The organism is Winogradskyella sp. PC-19, assembly GCF_002163855.1.
Classification (GTDB): Bacteria; Bacteroidota; Bacteroidia; order Flavobacteriales; family Flavobacteriaceae; genus Winogradskyella.
In genome coordinates, this window is record NZ_CP019332.1 from 1100779 (window position 1) to 1116919 (window position 16141).

Annotated in this window: 20 protein-coding genes; 10 read left to right on the forward strand and 10 right to left on the reverse strand. The window is 32.7% G+C overall.

Going from position 1 to position 16141, the window contains the following annotated elements; translation table 11 throughout:
* Positions 1-33 precede the first annotated feature (33 nt).
* Positions 34-939, forward strand: coding sequence for a 23S rRNA (adenine(1618)-N(6))-methyltransferase RlmF (gene rlmF / locus BTO05_RS05090; RefSeq protein WP_087491620.1), 906 nt, complete (start codon positions 34-36; stop codon positions 937-939).
* A gap of 1 nt (position 940) precedes the next feature.
* On the opposite strand, the gene BTO05_RS05095 is transcribed toward rlmF, so the two are convergent.
* The 3 genes from BTO05_RS05095 to BTO05_RS05105 form a co-directional block, all read right to left on the reverse strand.
* Positions 941-1846: a TIGR01777 family oxidoreductase gene (locus tag BTO05_RS05095; RefSeq protein ID WP_087491621.1), complete on the reverse strand. Its 906-nt coding sequence runs from the start codon at positions 1844-1846 to the stop codon at positions 941-943.
* A 64-nt stretch (positions 1847-1910) separates the two neighbouring features.
* Positions 1911-2582, reverse strand: coding sequence for a tRNA (5-methylaminomethyl-2-thiouridine)(34)-methyltransferase MnmD (mnmD, locus tag BTO05_RS05100; protein ID WP_087491622.1), 672 nt, complete (start codon positions 2580-2582; stop codon positions 1911-1913).
* Entirely contained in the window at positions 2582-3097 is a 516-nt protein-coding gene (locus BTO05_RS05105) for a DUF4920 domain-containing protein (protein ID WP_087491623.1), read from the reverse strand. Before BTO05_RS05105 ends, mnmD begins: the two co-directional genes overlap by 1 nt.
* Positions 3098-3215: 118 nt before the next feature.
* On the opposite strand from BTO05_RS05105, the gene BTO05_RS05110 reads away from it, so the two are divergent.
* Positions 3216-4286 carry a branched-chain amino acid aminotransferase gene (locus tag BTO05_RS05110; RefSeq protein ID WP_087491624.1) on the forward strand — a complete coding sequence of 357 codons (1071 nt, stop codon included), beginning with the start codon at positions 3216-3218 and terminating at the stop codon, positions 4284-4286.
* A 31-nt stretch (positions 4287-4317) separates the two neighbouring features.
* Here BTO05_RS05110 and BTO05_RS05115 read toward each other — a convergent pair whose 3' ends face one another.
* Positions 4318-4704 (reverse strand): nucleoside triphosphate pyrophosphohydrolase family protein, encoded by a 387-nt coding sequence (locus tag BTO05_RS05115; protein WP_087491625.1) that lies wholly within the window; start codon positions 4702-4704, stop codon positions 4318-4320.
* Between the two features lie 53 nt (positions 4705-4757).
* Between BTO05_RS05115 and BTO05_RS05120 the strand changes: the two genes are divergently transcribed.
* Positions 4758-4943, forward strand: a complete 186-nt coding sequence (locus BTO05_RS05120) for a hypothetical protein (protein WP_087491626.1) — start codon at positions 4758-4760, stop codon at positions 4941-4943.
* Between the two features lie 52 nt (positions 4944-4995).
* Here the strand turns inward: BTO05_RS05120 and BTO05_RS05125 are convergent, their stop codons facing one another.
* Positions 4996-7017, reverse strand: coding sequence for a dipeptidyl-peptidase 3 family protein (locus tag BTO05_RS05125; protein ID WP_087491627.1), 2022 nt, complete (start codon positions 7015-7017; stop codon positions 4996-4998).
* A gap of 89 nt (positions 7018-7106) precedes the next feature.
* On the opposite strand from BTO05_RS05125, the gene BTO05_RS05130 reads away from it, so the two are divergent.
* Both BTO05_RS05130 and crcB read left to right on the forward strand, forming a co-directional pair.
* Positions 7107-8126: an SRPBCC family protein gene (locus BTO05_RS05130; RefSeq protein WP_087491628.1), complete on the forward strand. Its 1020-nt coding sequence runs from the start codon at positions 7107-7109 to the stop codon at positions 8124-8126.
* Entirely contained in the window at positions 8127-8492 is a 366-nt protein-coding gene (gene crcB, locus BTO05_RS05135; RefSeq protein WP_087491629.1) for a fluoride efflux transporter CrcB, read from the forward strand.
* Between the two features lie 54 nt (positions 8493-8546).
* On the opposite strand, the gene BTO05_RS05140 is transcribed toward crcB, so the two are convergent.
* The gene (locus tag BTO05_RS05140) at positions 8547-9146 is read right to left on the reverse strand and encodes a DUF1684 domain-containing protein (protein WP_087491630.1); all 600 of its coding nucleotides are present in this window, start codon (positions 9144-9146) and stop codon (positions 8547-8549) included.
* Between the two features lie 231 nt (positions 9147-9377).
* Between BTO05_RS05140 and BTO05_RS05145 the strand changes: the two genes are divergently transcribed.
* From BTO05_RS05145 to BTO05_RS05155, 4 genes are read left to right on the forward strand one after another with little or no spacing between them, the layout of a single operon-like run.
* Positions 9378-10589: an MFS transporter gene (locus BTO05_RS05145; protein ID WP_087491631.1), complete on the forward strand. Its 1212-nt coding sequence runs from the start codon at positions 9378-9380 to the stop codon at positions 10587-10589.
* Positions 10590-10745 (forward strand): VOC family protein, encoded by a 156-nt coding sequence (locus BTO05_RS14245; protein WP_317041912.1) that lies wholly within the window; start codon positions 10590-10592, stop codon positions 10743-10745.
* Between the two features lie 5 nt (positions 10746-10750).
* A complete protein-coding gene (locus BTO05_RS14250) occupies positions 10751-10966 on the forward strand; it encodes a hypothetical protein (RefSeq protein WP_317041913.1) in 216 nt (71 codons plus the stop codon).
* A gap of 10 nt (positions 10967-10976) precedes the next feature.
* Entirely contained in the window at positions 10977-11720 is a 744-nt protein-coding gene (locus BTO05_RS05155; protein ID WP_087491632.1) for a DJ-1/PfpI family protein, read from the forward strand.
* A gap of 2 nt (positions 11721-11722) precedes the next feature.
* Here BTO05_RS05155 and BTO05_RS05160 read toward each other — a convergent pair whose 3' ends face one another.
* Complete coding sequence (locus BTO05_RS05160) at positions 11723-12166, reverse strand: Lrp/AsnC family transcriptional regulator (RefSeq protein WP_087491633.1); 444 nt, start codon at positions 12164-12166, stop codon at positions 11723-11725.
* Between the two features lie 115 nt (positions 12167-12281).
* Here BTO05_RS05160 and BTO05_RS05165 point away from each other — a divergent pair, with 115 nt between their 5' ends.
* Positions 12282-12677: a hypothetical protein gene (locus BTO05_RS05165; RefSeq protein WP_232459784.1), complete on the forward strand. Its 396-nt coding sequence runs from the start codon at positions 12282-12284 to the stop codon at positions 12675-12677.
* Here BTO05_RS05165 and BTO05_RS05170 read toward each other — a convergent pair.
* From BTO05_RS05170 to BTO05_RS05180, 3 genes are all read right to left on the reverse strand, one after another.
* Positions 12674-14224 carry an alanine/glycine:cation symporter family protein gene (locus BTO05_RS05170; protein ID WP_087491635.1) on the reverse strand — a complete coding sequence of 517 codons (1551 nt, stop codon included), beginning with the start codon at positions 14222-14224 and terminating at the stop codon, positions 12674-12676. The genes BTO05_RS05165 and BTO05_RS05170 overlap by 4 nt on opposite strands.
* Before the next feature lie 94 nt (positions 14225-14318).
* Positions 14319-15437, reverse strand: a complete 1119-nt coding sequence (locus BTO05_RS05175) for a helix-turn-helix transcriptional regulator (RefSeq protein WP_087491636.1) — start codon at positions 15435-15437, stop codon at positions 14319-14321.
* Between the two features lie 77 nt (positions 15438-15514).
* On the reverse strand, positions 15515-16138 hold the full coding sequence (locus BTO05_RS05180; protein WP_087491637.1) for a DEAD/DEAH box helicase: 624 nt from the start codon (positions 16136-16138) through the stop codon (positions 15515-15517).
* Positions 16139-16141 lie beyond the last annotated feature (3 nt).

Sequence of the window (16141 nt, forward strand, 5' to 3'; positions counted from 1 at the left end):
ACGCTTACCTTTACAGCATAAAACGAACATACATTGCCCAAAAACAATAAGCCTCAAGAAACAAAATCAAAACTTCATCCTAGAAGTCAACATCGCGAACGTTATAATTTTGATATTCTGATTGAAAAATCACCGGAACTTAAAGCATTTGTTTCACCAAATAAATACGGTGATTTGTCAGTTAATTTCTTTGACCCAAAAGCTGTAAAAGCCTTAAACAAAGCATTATTAAATCACCATTATAATATAGCGTATTGGGATATCCCAAACCAGTTTTTGTGCCCACCTATTCCTGGACGAGCAGATTACATTCATTACGTTGCTGATTTACTTGGCGATACATCACGAAATACAAAAATTAAAGGCTTAGATATTGGTACTGGTGCAAATTGTATTTATCCATTAATTGGTCATCAGAGTTATGGTTGGCAATTTGTAGGAACAGATATTGACGAAAGTGCAGTAGAATGCGCAAAAGATATTATCTCTAAAAACAAAAATTTAAATGATTATATTGAAATTAGGCTTCAAGAAAATACGGCTAATAAACTAAAAGGTATTTTGCATTCTGACGAACAAATTACATTTGTCATGTGTAATCCCCCATTTCATGCTTCGGCAGAAGAAGCTAAAAAAGCAACGCTTAGAAAATTAAGGAACTTAAAAGGTAAAAACCATAATAAAGCAACTCTTAATTTTGGCGGACAGCATAACGAATTATGGTGTAAAGGTGGCGAATCTCGTTTTATTAAAGATCTTATTTATGAAAGTAGGCACTTTTCAAAACAATGCAAGTGGTTTACAACTTTGGTTTCAAAAGAATCTACTTTAAAAGGTATATATACAGATTTAAAAAAAGTAAAAGCTAAAGAAGTGAAAACAATTGACATGGGACAAGGCCAAAAGATAAGTCGTATTGTTGCTTGGAGCTTCGAATAACTTAATTTAACAAGTCTTGAAGTGCAGGTTCTAAATTGGGAAATGTAAATTCAAAACCTTCTTGCTCTATTTTTGAAGAACTTACACGCTGACTTTCAAATAATAAAATATGCATTTCTCCAAGTGCTAGTTTCATCGCAAATTTTGGAATATTAGGTAAAATCAATGGCTTGCTTAAAACTTTAGCAGATGATTTTGTGAGTTCTGTATTGCTTACTGGATTTGGAGCAACTGCATTATAAACACCCGTCAAACCATGTTTAACAGCATATAAAAATAAGTGGGCTAAATCTGTAACGTGAATCCAACTTTGCCATTGCTCTCCACTACCAAAAGCTGCACCAGCACCAAACTTTATAGGTTTTATAATTTCAGGTAGCGCACCACCATTTTCTGACAAGACTAACCCAATTCTAATTTTACAAACATCAAGTCCAGAAGATTTGAAGCCATCTACAGCCTCTTCCCATTTCTCAACGACTTCACCTAAAAATGTATCAGAAACAGTATCAAAATCCTCTTCGTAATAGTTAACCAAAGACGATGGATATATACCAATAGCACTTGCTGAAACTATTTGTTTAATATTAAAACTGTTGTCCTCTATTGATTTTTTTAAAAGCTTTGCTGTTAGTGTTCTACTTTCTAAGATTTCTTTTTTGTAAGTATCTGTCCAGCGTTTAGAAATAGATGCTCCTACTAAATTTATAATAGCATCAACGTCTTCAAAGCATGACTTATCGATTTCACCTGCAACAGGATTCCAATAAAACCCTTTATAGTTATCTTGGCTTTTTAATTTTGATTTAGATGTGGTTAAGTAATTAACTGCAATACCATCTTTGAGACAAAGTTTAACTATTTTTTTCCCTACTAAACCTGTTGCACCTGTAATTAAAACCCTCATATTTATAAATCTTAAAACAAAGATACATGAGGTGAAATTCGCATATACAGACTTTAATTAAGATTTAACGTTTTATAGCACGAAGCATATGCCGTTTATTTGGTGGCCCTTCAAGACGCTTGACAATAAAACCTACTGCTCTTAATGCTCGCTTAACGGTACCTTGCACTGAGTATGTAACCAAAACACCATTTGGTTTTAAAGCTTCATACATGAGTTTAAAAATATCTTCAGTCCATAATTCTGGCTGAACTCTCGGTCCAAAAGCATCAAAATAAATGACGTCAAAATTTTCAGTATAATTTATATCTTTAAATAAAACATGCTCTTTTTTTAGTTTAAAAAAGTCTGAAATTTTGACATCCTTATGCCATGACGATCTATGAAGTTCTTCAAATTTAACTTTATGCTTTGCAGAAATTAATTCGACATAGTTTAAAACTTCTATTTCCTCCTGTAAAACAGGATAAGCTTCTACTCCAACATAACTAATACTTAAATTGCGTTTTTCGGCTTCAATAAGTGTCAAAAAAGCATTTAATCCAGTGCCAAATCCCATTTCAAGAATTGAAATATTTTTTTCATTAAGTTCTGAATTAAAAAAAAGCAAACCATGTTTTAGATACACATGATTTGCTTCGTTTATTGCACCATGAACAGAATGGTATTGTTCATTCCACTCTTCAATCTGAATGGTTTTAGAACCGTCTGCCGTAGTTATGATTTTTCGTTTCACTAATTTGCTAATAAAACACCATCTGCTTCAAAAGACAAAGTCACTTCTGGCTCTGTAATTTTAGCAATTTCTTCTGGAGTCTTACCTGCATCTTCTGCATAATGTTTTAAATCCTCAACAGAAGTTTCCTTAACAAAGGCTATTCCATTTACAACAACTTCTCCAGTAGCATCTAATGGCATAAAAAAGCCATAGTCTTTAAAGGTTACTCGTACAATTTTATCATTACCCATATCAAGCTTCATCCAGCATCCTTTTTTTGAGCATACTTCAGTAATTTTTCCTTTCATTTTTGCATTAACAGTATCTCCAACCTTTATGGCATCAAAGTGAGCCATCATACGTTCTGATGTTAAAGCATCTGCATCAGTTATTTCTTTTCCAAAACTACTGTAAGCTAACTCTTTAGATACTTCTTCTGTACTTACATCTTGTTCTACTTCATTAGATTTAGTTTCATTTTTACAAGAAACTAGTAATCCAAATACTAGTAATAGGGTTAAAATATTTTTCATTTTTATTTTGATTATTGTTAATAAATAGTATTACAAATTTACTAAATTTTAAGGTAAAATTAGGCTTTAAAGCGGTAATCATTGCGTATTTTTGCAGCATTAAAAACAGCACATACCTATGAGTATAATTACATCTAGCGATATCGATTTAGTAAAAGCACAGACTTCAAAAATAAACGCTGTTGATTTTGACAATTTAGCCTTTGGACGTGTTTTTACCGATCATATGTTTACATGTGATTTTAAGGATGGTGAATGGCAAAAACCAAAAATTATACCTTACCAAGCAATGACGCTTGAGCCTTCTGCTCGTGTGTTTCATTACGGTCAAGCAGTTTTTGAAGGTATGAAAGCTTACAAGGACGACAATGGCAAAGTATTTCTATTTAGACCAGACCAAAATTTTGAAAGAATAAATAAGTCTGCTGCTAGAATGGCGATTCCAGAATTTCCGAAAAAACACTTTTTTAACGGTCTAGAAACCCTATTAAATTTAGATAAAAATTGGATTAAACCTGGTGTTGGTAGTTCTTTATATTTAAGACCTTTTGTTATTGCAACTGAACCAGCAATTGCAGCTTCTCCAGCTGCAGAATATCGTTTTATGATTATATGTTCTCCTGCTAAAGCTTATTACAATGAACCCGTACGTGTTTTATTTGCTGAGAAATACAGCCGCTCAGCTGATGGAGGTGTAGGTTTTGCAAAAGCTGCTGGTAATTATGGAGCGCAATTTTACCCAACAAATTTGGCACAAAAACTAGGTTTTCAGCAAATTATATGGACGGATGCAAGTACTCACGACTACTTAGAAGAAGCAGGTACAATGAATATATTCTTTAGAATAGGTGATAAATTATTAACAGCTCCTAAAAACGATAGAATATTAGACGGTATAACTCGAAAAAGTATTATTCAACTAGCCGAAGATTTAGATATAGAGTGTGAGGTGAGGCGTGTTAGTGTGAAAGAAATAAAAGATGCTGCAAAAAATGGCAGTCTAAAAGAAATTTTCGGAGCAGGAACGGCTGCTGTAATAAGCCCAGTATCTGCTTTTGGACATAAAGGAGAAGTTTTTGAACTTCAAGAAAAAGAAGATTCTTATGCTAAGCTGTTTAAATCCAAATTATTAAACATACAGCATAATCTTGCTGAAGATAAACATAATTGGAGACACGAAGTAAAATAAAAAAGGGAGCCAAATGGCTCCTTTTTTTATTTTATGATTCTAATATTTCTTTAATATTGGGTTTAAAATAGTTTGGCCCTTTTAAAACCTTCCCGTCTTCTCTGTAAATTGGCTCTCCATCTTCGCCAAGTTTACTCATATTACTGCGTTGAATTTCTTTAAATACTTCTTCAATTTTGTATTGCATTCCATGCTCTATGATTGTACCACATAAAATGTACAGCATATCTCCTAAAGCATCTGCTACCTCAACTAAATCATTTTCATTTGCCGCCTCTAAATATTCTTCGTTTTCTTCACGCATAAGTTTATAACGAAGCATATTCTTTTCTAATCCTAAATCTGCCTTTGGTGTTTCTCTATGTCCTATTTTAAAAGCTTTATGAAATGCTTTAACAGCATTGATTTTATCTTGCATATCTTGTTGGTTTATTACTATGGTTATCCTTAAATTTGCATAAAAATAAGAAGATGTTTACGACTGGTCAATTAGTTTTTGGAATATTATTTTTTATTGCCTTTGCTACGGTAATCGCATTTCAGTATCGTAAAGATTTAAAACTTCACAAAAAATACTATAAAGGCACCATTTGGATACTTCTAGCTTTTATTGGTTTTATTGCGCTAATAGCTGCAGTGAAATTTATGTATATGTAAAAAGCAGCTACTTTCGTAACTGCCCTTTTTAAATTATAATATCGTTTTATAATTAATTCTTAACCGGCAAGAAACTATATGTCTTACTGTACTCAAGCATTTGCTGAGGAAAACCTTCTGGTTGTGTTACTTTTATTGCAGTAATCTCACCTTCATCATTCATCTCTGGAACTAAAACAGGATTTACAAAACCACTGTAAGGTGCAGAAGTAAATTGTTTGTTACGCTCTAAAACTTCAGCATGTATTGCTTGATCTACTTTGACACCATAACCTTCTACCAAAGCTTCAACAGCAGCATAGTCACCTTCAGATTTTATACGTTGCGTTTCGCGTAGTAACTGCCCAAAAAGGTCGTGTAATTTTTCGTAATCATTAATATTAAAATACGTTTTACCGTCTCTAGTTACTTTTTCGATTACATTATCAGCTTTTCCTTTTTCAAAAGCCCAAGCCGATACCCATTGTCTGTTTACCATATGTGCTTCTTCAACATCATCACCTAAGTTTAGTCTAATTAATTGTGTCATTAAACCATTTCTAATATAACCATCGTATGCAGCTTTTCCTACAGACTTCCAATCATCAACTAATCCCAATTCTTGTAATTTTGGGCTGTATAAATAATAAAGCCCAACTAAATCTGCACGACCTTCTTCTAAAGTAGATGCGTACTTTTTAAGAGTTTCTTTAGTCTCTCCTACTCCTGGATTTAATTGTCCAGAAGCGTGACCGATTACTTCGTGTAAAGCTGTATGTAATTTATCTCCTATTTGACCATACTCTTCTTCTAATTTTAACTCTTCTTCATCATGAACAAACTCTTTTAAGCGTCCTGTACTTCCTGCATTGTTATAGGCATTGATAATATTTCCAAGTGATACAGATTTACTTCCGACTTCTTTACGTATCCAGTTAGCATTTGGCAAGTTTACTCCTATTGGTGTACTTGGTGACGCATCACCAGCTTCGCCAGCAACAGTTACAACTTTATAAGTCACGCCAACAACGCTATCTTTTTTGTGCTCATCCATTAGAGGAGAGTTATCCTCAAACCATTGTGCGTTTTCTGATAATACAGACATCTTTTTTGACATATCAAAATCATTAATCTGCACTATAGTTTCGTAACTTCCTCTATAACCAGATGGGTCATTATATACTTCAATAAAACTATTAATGTAATCTACATTACCATCTGTTGCCGCAGTCCAAGCCACATTATAATCGTCCCAAATTTGTAAATCTCCTGTTTTGTAATAATCTATTAAAAGACCAAGTGCATTACCCTGAGCTTCATTCTCAGCAACTCCTTTTGCTTTTTCCAACCACTTTACAATTTCATCTATAGCATTACCGTATAAACCGCCTGATTTATAAACACGTTCTTTTAACTCACCATTCTCTTTAACCAGTTGAGAATTCAATCCATATGATAACGGTCTGTCTGGATTAGGTGATTTTTTCTTTTTATAAAAACTTTCGACATCTGCTGTAGTAACATCAGGGCCATAAAAATTTACGGCAGATTCTAATACATTATCAATACCATTAGCTAAGTTAACTTTCTTTGAATCGGCATCGCTAAAAATAGCGTTATAAGCCATCCCATCTAACTTGGTGTTTGTCGCTTTAAGTATTTCATTAAAATATCCCTCATCAAAATCAGGCTTTAATTTATCGTTTGAATAGTGATGATGAATCCCGTTACTAAACCAAACACGTTTTAGATAAACGTCAAAAGCTTTCCAGTTATCAGTCGTTTTGTCACCAGAATAATTGGTGTAGATGTTTTCTAAAGCAGCTCTAATAGCCAGATTATGACGGTAATTTTGGTCCCACATAATATCACGACCAGCTAAACCTGCTTGCGTTAAATAGTATACTAATTTTTGCTCTTTTAGAGTTAAATTCTCCCATCCTGGAATTTTGTAGCGTAAGATTTTAATATCAGCGAATTGCTCGACATTATAACTGAATTCTTGAGTTTCTTTGACATCTTCTTTCTTATCTTCTCCGCATGAAAAGAAAAGTGAAGACACTAAAGCAATACTCAATATTGATTTTAATTTCATTTTAATTAGATTTTAGTTGTACACAAATGTAACATTTAAAAGACATATCATAAAATTGCTATCTTTGATTATTAACTGAAATCAATCCTATGAAAGCTCTAAAATATATTCTTTTTCTGCTTCTAATTTTAGCCATTGGACTCGCCATATATATAGCTGTGCAACCCAACTCTTTTGAAGTTGAAAGAAGTCGAACTATAGATGCACCTGCGCAAGTCGTATATAATAATGTTATTGATTTTAAAAACTGGGAAGCATGGAACTCTTGGAAAGATGAAGACCCTACTATTGTAATGACAATGTCAGATAAAACAGATGGTGTTGGAGGCTCATATTCTTGGACAGATGAAGACGGTATCGGTACTATGAAAACAACAGATGCAGTTACCAATACATCAATAACGCAAGAAATGCAATTTGGAGATTTCCCTAAATCAGATGTAAAATGGTCGTTTACACCTAACGAAGATGGCAGTACAAAAGTCACATGGAATATCTCAGGAAAAGACTTACCATTCGGTTTTAAAGCTTTTGCTACACTAATGGGTGGTATGGAAAAACAAATTGGTCCTCATTACGAAAGAGGTTTAGAAATGCTTGACGACGTAATTATGCAAGATATGAAGCGCTATTCGATAAAAGTTGAAGGACTTACTGAACACAGTGGCGGTTTTTATCTTTACAATACAACATCTTGTAAAATGGGAGATTTCAAACAAAAAATGCAAGAAATGCTTCCTAAAGTTGGCGGCTACGCCATAAGTAATAATATTAGAATGGCTGGTGCGCCTTTTGTTATTTACCACAAATGGGACGAAGCCAATGATGCTGTTATGTTCTCTTGTGCAATCCCGACAAGTTCAAAAATTACGACTACAGAATCAGAAATATTAACAGGGCAATTACAATCTTTTAAGGCTGTGAAAACTATACTTTACGGAGACTATGAGAATCTTAAAGAAGCTTGGGAAAAGACCATGACTTATGTAGAAGATAATAATCTTGAAAGTCCAATAGACGCAATAACTCTAGAATCTTATTTGACTGACCCAACTAGTCAACCTAATCCAGCAGATTGGATTACAGAAATTTATATCGAAGTAAAATAGATGAAACAATTTTTACTTGTATTCTTAGGTGGTGGTTTTGGAAGCGGATTACGTTTTTTAGTCGGAAAATGGCTTAATAGTTCTGAGAGCGGGATACCATATGGCACTTTTGCTGCCAATATAATTGGTAGTTTACTCATCGGAATAATACTTGGTATAGCAGCAAAGAATGATGGCTTATCAGAATCTCAAACTCTACTTTTAGCAACTGGATTTTGTGGAGGCTTTACAACCTTCTCGACCTTTGCTTACGAGAATCATATTTTTCTAAAATCTGGTGATTTTACATCGTTTGCCTTATATACGATAGGCAGCTTTATAATTGGTTTTCTTGCTGTTTTTGGAGGAATGTATTTGGTGAAATAGACTTTTTAGATGAGTTAGACTCTTTAGATGCTTAAATCATTAACTCTCTAACTTCTACTTTTTGAAATTTTTAACTCCTGCCTCAACCTTTAAATCTAGATAATTAACACGCGGAACAATTGGGCAAGAGTATTTTTCATTGTATGCACATAAAGGATTTTTAGCCTTATTAAAATCTATTTCAATACTATCACTTTCAGAAATTCTTAAGTCAAGAAAGCGACCTCCAGCATAAGTTCCCTCTCCGTTTGTATTATCTAGAAAAGGTAAGAAAAGATAATCCTTATATTCTTCTGAATTCATGTTCTCTTCACCTTGATATATGTTTAAGGTAAAATCTCTTCCTTTTAATTTAAAACTTGCTACTGCATAGATACGCTCACGAGACAATCGACTTGTTGTCGTTTTCATATTAAACCATTTTGACTCTGGTTTTCTTTCAATCTTAGCATTTACTATATAAGTTGAGTCAAAAGAAAAAAAGTTTAGACCTTCAAAATTCTTTAAATCTTTGGCTTTTAAAGGTGATTTTGATGCATCCTTAAATGTGTTATTTAACTTAATTTGAAAAGGCGTTTCTCCAACAGTAGCAGACTTTTTTTGAGAACATGCTAAAACAAAAAAGAACACTATTAAAAACTTTATAAACTTCATTATTTAATCTTTTTCAGTTTCAAAAATACAACTTATACATTTTTTTAATAGCTTTGGTTTCAAATTAAATGAAAGATCCAATGAAATTTTCGATTGTGACATGTAATCAAAAACAGTCTTCTTTATATAGAAGGAGGACTTTTTGTGTGTTATGATATTGATATATTTAACTAACCAAAACCATGAAAAGTCCGACAATTATTTGTTGGACTTTTTGCTTTTATAGAACTAATGAAAAAATTATACGCTAACTACATTGAATCTTTTACAGGCTTATCTAAAGAGATTTGGTATTTATCATTTATATCTCTAATAAATAGAGCTGGGACAATGGTTATCCCATTCTTATCTTTGTATCTGAAAAATGATTTAAAATATGACGAATCACAAATAAAATGGTTTTTTGTATGCTTTGGTATTGGTTCTGTATTAGGCTCATGGCTAGGCGGAAAATTAACTGACAAGGTTGGTTTTTATAAAGTAATGATTTTCAGTTTATTCTTAACAGGTATTAACTTCATCATTCTGCAGTATATAACTTCTTTTACATATTTATGCCTAGCTATACTGATTACTATGAGTATTGCAGATAGCTTTCGTCCAGCTGTTTTTGTATCTATTAAAGCTTATAGCAAACCAGAAAATCAAACAAGGTCAATAGCGTTATTGAGACTTGCTATAAATGCAGGTATGGGAATTGGGCCTACGTTAGCAGGATTAATAATTGTAACTAATAATTATAGTTCTTTATTTTGGATAGACGGCATTACGTGTATTGTAGCCATTATTTTATTTTATAATCTTGTAAAAGCACCTACAAAAAAATTAGTTTCAACTAATAACATAATAACAAAAAGAGATAAAAACAGTGTTTATAAAGACTTTTCTTTCTGGATATTTTCTAGTATTTGTTTCTTATTCGGAATGGCATTTTTTCAGTTATTCACTATATTTCCACTATACTACAATCAAATATTTGAGCTCAACGAGTTTAAGATTGGACTCATAATGTTTATCAATGTGGCGATAATTGTAGTATTCGAAATGCCGTTTATTAATTATTTAGAAAAAAGAATAATACTAGTTACCAAATACATTGCTATGTCTTGCTTGCTATTAAGTTTAAGCTTCTTTGTACTATATCAAAACTATTGGATTGGTATACTTATAATTAGTATAGTTATTATTACATTTAGTGAAATGTTGGGTTTTCCATACACTAATAAATTTGCAATAAAAAGAGCTAAAGAAGGCTTAGAAGGTAGTTATATGGCAATGTATAGTGTGTCTTTTTCACTAGCTCATATATTTTGCCCTTTACTAAGTTTTAGTATAATTGAAACCTATGGGTATCAGTCAAATTGGCTTATAACAGGTTGCTATTGCTTATTAGCTGTCGCACTATCGTATTGGCTCAATAATCGAATAAAAAATAAATTGTGAATGAACTTAAACCAAGTCACTATCCCATCATTAGATGTAGAGAAAGCAACAGAATTTTATAAAACCTTGGGGTTAACCTTAATTGTAGAGGCTTTACCAAGATATGTACGTTTTGAATGTCCTAACGGCGACTCGACTTTTCAATTCACAAAGTAGATACTTTGCCAAAAGGTGATGCTATCGTTTTATATTTTGAAGTGCAAAACCTTAAGAAAGAAGTAGAAAATCTGAAGCAAAAAGGCATTCGCTTTAGCACTAAAATTATAGAGCAATCATGGCTTTGGAATGAAGCTCATTTATCTGATTTAGATGGAAATAAAATCATTATTTTTCATGCAGGTAAAAATCGTAAAAGTCCACCTTGGAGAATAAAATAATCATCAAAAAATGAAAAAGATATTAATCTTACTAATTGCGCTGATTTACATTAGTTGTAATAATAAAGTTGAACCAACACAAGACCAAGTTGAAAACACTTTTACAAAAAAGCTATTGCCAAAATTAGAACCCAACCGCTATAATGTAGCGTTCTTAGTTATGGATGGCACTTATAATACAGAGTTAACAGCACCTTATGACATTTTTCAACATACAATTTTTAGAGAAAACATTAAGGCGATGAATGTGTTTACTGTTGCTAATACAGATGAACCGATTACAACGTTTGAAGGTATGCGTATACTTCCAGATTACAATTATTTATCTGATGACCTGCCTAAGATTGACATATTGGTCGTACCAAGCGCAGAGCATCATTTGGACACAGATTTGGAAGACGAAGCGATGATGAATTTTGTGAAAAAGGTAGATAAAGATGCTGAATTTATAACCTCACATTGCGATGGCGCTTTTGTTTTAGCTGAAGCTGGATTACTAGATGAAAAAGTATCTACAACCTTTCCGAGTGATGTAGATAAGATGCGTGAAAGATATCCAAATCTAGATATTAGAAAAGAAGTGCTTTTTATTCATGACGGAAAATACATCACCTCAGCTGGTGGTGCCAAAAGTTTTGAAGCTGCATTATATCTATGCGAATATCTATACGGAAAAGAAATTGCTCAAAGTCTCGCTGGTGGTTTAGTGATTGATTGGAATGTGGATGATGTACCGCACGTTGTAGTTAAGTAAAATTACTTCAACTGTTTTACTGGATTCTGTCTAACAACATCACTTAATACTATTTGTGTTTTGGTTTCGCCATAAACGATTAATTGGTCTATAAATCTCTCGAGATGTTGTTGATTTTTAAGCACAACTTCCATGACAATATTTTCGTTGCCTGTGACACGATAGCAATTAATTACCTCATCGTAGTTTTTTACTTTCTCTAAAAAAGGTTTCAACATACCCATAAAAGCACGTAATGTGATAATAGCTTTTAATTGGTTACCTGCTTTTAATGGCGAAATTAAAATTGTATAAGATTCAATAATTTCGGCATCTTCCATCTTTTTTATACGCTCAGCAACTGCTGGCGAACTAACACCGACACGTCTTCCAATTTCAGAATTATTCATTCTCGCGTTTTCCTGTAAACACTTTAATATCTGCCAATTAAGAGAATCTATAGCCATTTAATGTTTTTAATAAAAATTAACTTATAATTTAAAGCAAATATAACTATTTACCTTAAATACTAAAGCTATAAATGCTTTTGAGTGACTAAATTCGTTTGAAATTACTATTAATTTGAATTATTCCTTGCCATCACATTTGTCTAATATTCCGCTATATCAAAAAGCGATGGACATTTTTATTTTATCTCGAAGTATTTCGACATATCTTAATGATGATTTATGTTTACTAGACATTGATGGAAAAGAAAATAGCGACATCTACTTTACTGGTGATATTATTCAGCAATCTCAAAGTTTAGCCCCAGAAATTATTAATGCAGAACTCGAACGTTTTTCTGATAAAAAGAATAAGCATATCGAAAGTTTAGACAGACTAACGCAAAGACTTTATAATAACTGTAAGCGCTTAGAAAGTTCAAAAAGTAATGGTAAAGACTATCTGCCTATTTTACGCAATGAGCTGAAAAAATTCAAGAAACTGCAGCGTACTTGGATGTTGACGCTTTAATTTTCCAGCTTCTTTCTAATTAAGTTTTTATACTTTTTTAATTCGCTTAAAACCTTTTTTCGTAATAAAAATAAGCCAATCATATTAGGCACCATCATAGCAAAAACCATAGCGTCACTAAAATCGACAACGGCATTTAAAGTTGCAGCTGCTCCTATGATTGTAAATACACAGAATATTATTTTGTAAACATACTCGGTAGATTTTTTTCTTCCAAATAGAAAACTCCACGATTGGTAACCATAGTAAGACCAAGAAATCATTGAAGAAAACGCGAATAAAATCACAGCTACCGAAAGTAAATAAGGAAACCATGAAATACCACTTTCTAAAGCCGTAGCCGTTAAAATAACACCTTCTTCACTATTTAAGGCTATAGTTGTATCAACGCTTCCAGTAATAATCAAAACCAAAGCCGTCATAGTACAAACAACTACAGTATCTATAAATGGCTCAAGAAGTGCTACTAAACCTTCAGATGCAGGATAATTGGTTTTTACAGCACTATGAGCAATTGAAGAACTTCCTATACCAGCTTCGTTACTAAAAGCGGCACGTTTAAATCCTTGTATTAAAACGCCAACAAAACCACCACCAATACCTTCAGGACTAAATGCACCATCCCAAATCGCTACGAATGCATCTGGTATTTTTGAAAAATTTAAACCTAAAATGGTTAAGACAGCTAATATGTATACCACTACCATTAAAGGCACAACCTTATCTGTGACTTTAGCAATTTTTTTGATTCCGCCAATTATGACGATTCCAACACAAATGGCCATAACCAAACCAAAAATCCAACCTTGCCCAAATAGGAAACTTTCTTCACCACCAGTTACATATTCAAAAAGTTTGAAGGCTTGATTAACTTGAAACATATTTCCGCCACCAAACGAACCTCCGATACACATTACTGCAAAGAGTACTGCCAGTACTTTCCCAAACTTCTCAAAACCTTTTTCCTTAAGTCCTTTTTTTAGATAATACATAGGACCGCCATAAACGGTTCCATTTTCATCTACTTCGCGATATTTAACACCAAGTGTACATTCTACAAACTTTGACGACATACCTAACAATCCTGCTAAAACCATCCAAAATGTGGCGCCTGCACCACCAATAGACAGTGCTATGGCTACACCAGCAATATTTCCTAACCCAACGGTTGCAGAAACTGCTGCAGTTAATGCTTGAAAATGACTTACTTCACCTTCGGCCTGGCCTTCTACTCTAATTGTATCTGGCTGGTCACCATCTATCGTAGATACCGAATCTGAGACTGAGACTTTTCCATCTGACTCAAACTCATCATAATCGCCTTTTACAACTTTAATTGCGGTTAAAAATTCTCGGAAGTTTATAAGCTTGAAATAATAGGTGAAATAGCCTGCTCCTAAAACTAAAACAATAAGTACCCAAGGAATGCCTATAGTTTCTGTTATAGGAATTTCGGCTAAAATGGCATCTACAAACCATTGTGTAGCATTACCAAATTGTGTGTTGATTTGTTCGTCTAAAGATTGATTCTGAAATGATAAAAACATCTGATATTATTTTTTGGCAAATTGTTCAGAATCTCAAAAAAGGGAAAGGTTAAGCAGTGTTCATTTTTTTTACCATTAATGCTTAAGCACATGCTTAATCACTAGAGTCTAATGTAGAATACTGGAGCAAATCATTAGATTCAGCATAATTAATAAGTTGCTCTTTCCCTGCATTACCACTAATATTCAAAAGTTTTTTTATCTGATAAATATGCGTCTGAAAACCATCTAAACTTATATGCATTGCTTCGGCAATTTCAGGATATGATTTGTCTTTTCCGAGTAAAGCTAAATTTGCCAATACTTCTTTTTGTCTATCCGAAAGCTCGATCAAGCTTAATTTTTGAAGTTCTTTAAGTTCCACTTTCATGGATTTAATGGTATCTAAATGGCTTTCGTTTGCTAATTCGACTTTAGATATTTTTTTATTTAAAATTGAATTTTCTTCGGTTAAGTCTTGAACTAAAGATTGCTGTTGCTCTTTTTCAGATAAAAATTTCCAACTATAAAGTAATATTGAAAACAATAGGATAAATAAAAACTTAAATGAAATCGATGTGATGCTACCAACAACTGCCCAAAAACCTTGGTCTATAATTTGAACAACCTGGTCTTGAGGAATAATTCTGTGAGAAACTGCTATGATAATTAGTAAGAAAAGTGCAAAAGTTGGCAAATACATAAACTTCATCTGGCGGCTTTTGAAAGCTTTATTTAACTCAAACAAAAGCGAAATTGCCACAAAAACTGAAATTGGTATATCAATGAGCCAAATAAAATTATTGCTTATGTTTTCGTTACTGTAAGATGTCGCTATAAATACAAAAGCTATCATACCTAAAACAGCAGAAAATAAACCGATGAATTCTTTTGTTGTAAAACGTTCTACTAATCTAACAAGAATACTACGTTCTTGATTATGTTCTATTGAAGGCAAAGACAATAAAATACATAAGGAGTTTGCTAAAGATATCACAACACCGAAATAAATAAGAGACTTATCTGTACTTGACCAACCAATAATATTCACAAATAACACATTGTAAAATGCACCAAGGCCCCAAACAAGAATTGCCAATCCAAACCACTTGATTCCATTAATAGCATCAAGCTTTGTACCTCGTTTTTTTTCTTTCACATAAATACGCTGAATGACAATAGCTGTAATTAAACAGACAATCATTGTCACAGTATATTCAATAGTTTCGAGCATAAAATATTTTGAATTATTAAATATAAAAAAATCCCTTGATGAAAAGGGATTTAGATATATAATGTTGTCTGGACTAATTATTTATTTGTCTTCATTTTTAGAACTTGTGCATTGGACATATAACCATTTTGGTAGTTCTTAATCTTAGAGTTAAGCTCTTCAGCTATAATCACTGATTGAAATTTATCCATACTTTCGGTAAGTCTAAGAATATGGTTATAAGCATTATTACGACCCATAAAATCTGCATCTTCAATTACAAATAATTGAATCTGTCCTAAGTGTAATGCATTCTGAAAATAAAGTTTAGAAATAAAAGCTGGAGTTCCTATAACAATGTCTTGCCCGTAATAAATTTCAACTTTTTGTTTTTCAAAATCATATCGCTCACTTGTCCCATAAACACGTAAATCAGTGTTTTTTGTGAATTTTTCGAATTCTTCTTTAAGCTCTACTATTTTTTGCTGATTTTCGACAATAAATAAGGCTCTTGGCGAATCTTCAAAAGCTTCTGCTTTTAGTTTGTGAATTGTATGTATAATTAAGGCTGTTGTTTTACCACTTCCTTTTTTACCAATAACGTAAGCATCTGCACCACCTTTTATTACTGGCAGTACTTCTTTTTGAAACGGTAGAGGCGCCTCAAATTTTAAATCTTCAAGCGACTCTTTTAATAATAGATTTAGCTTTTTGAATGACATATA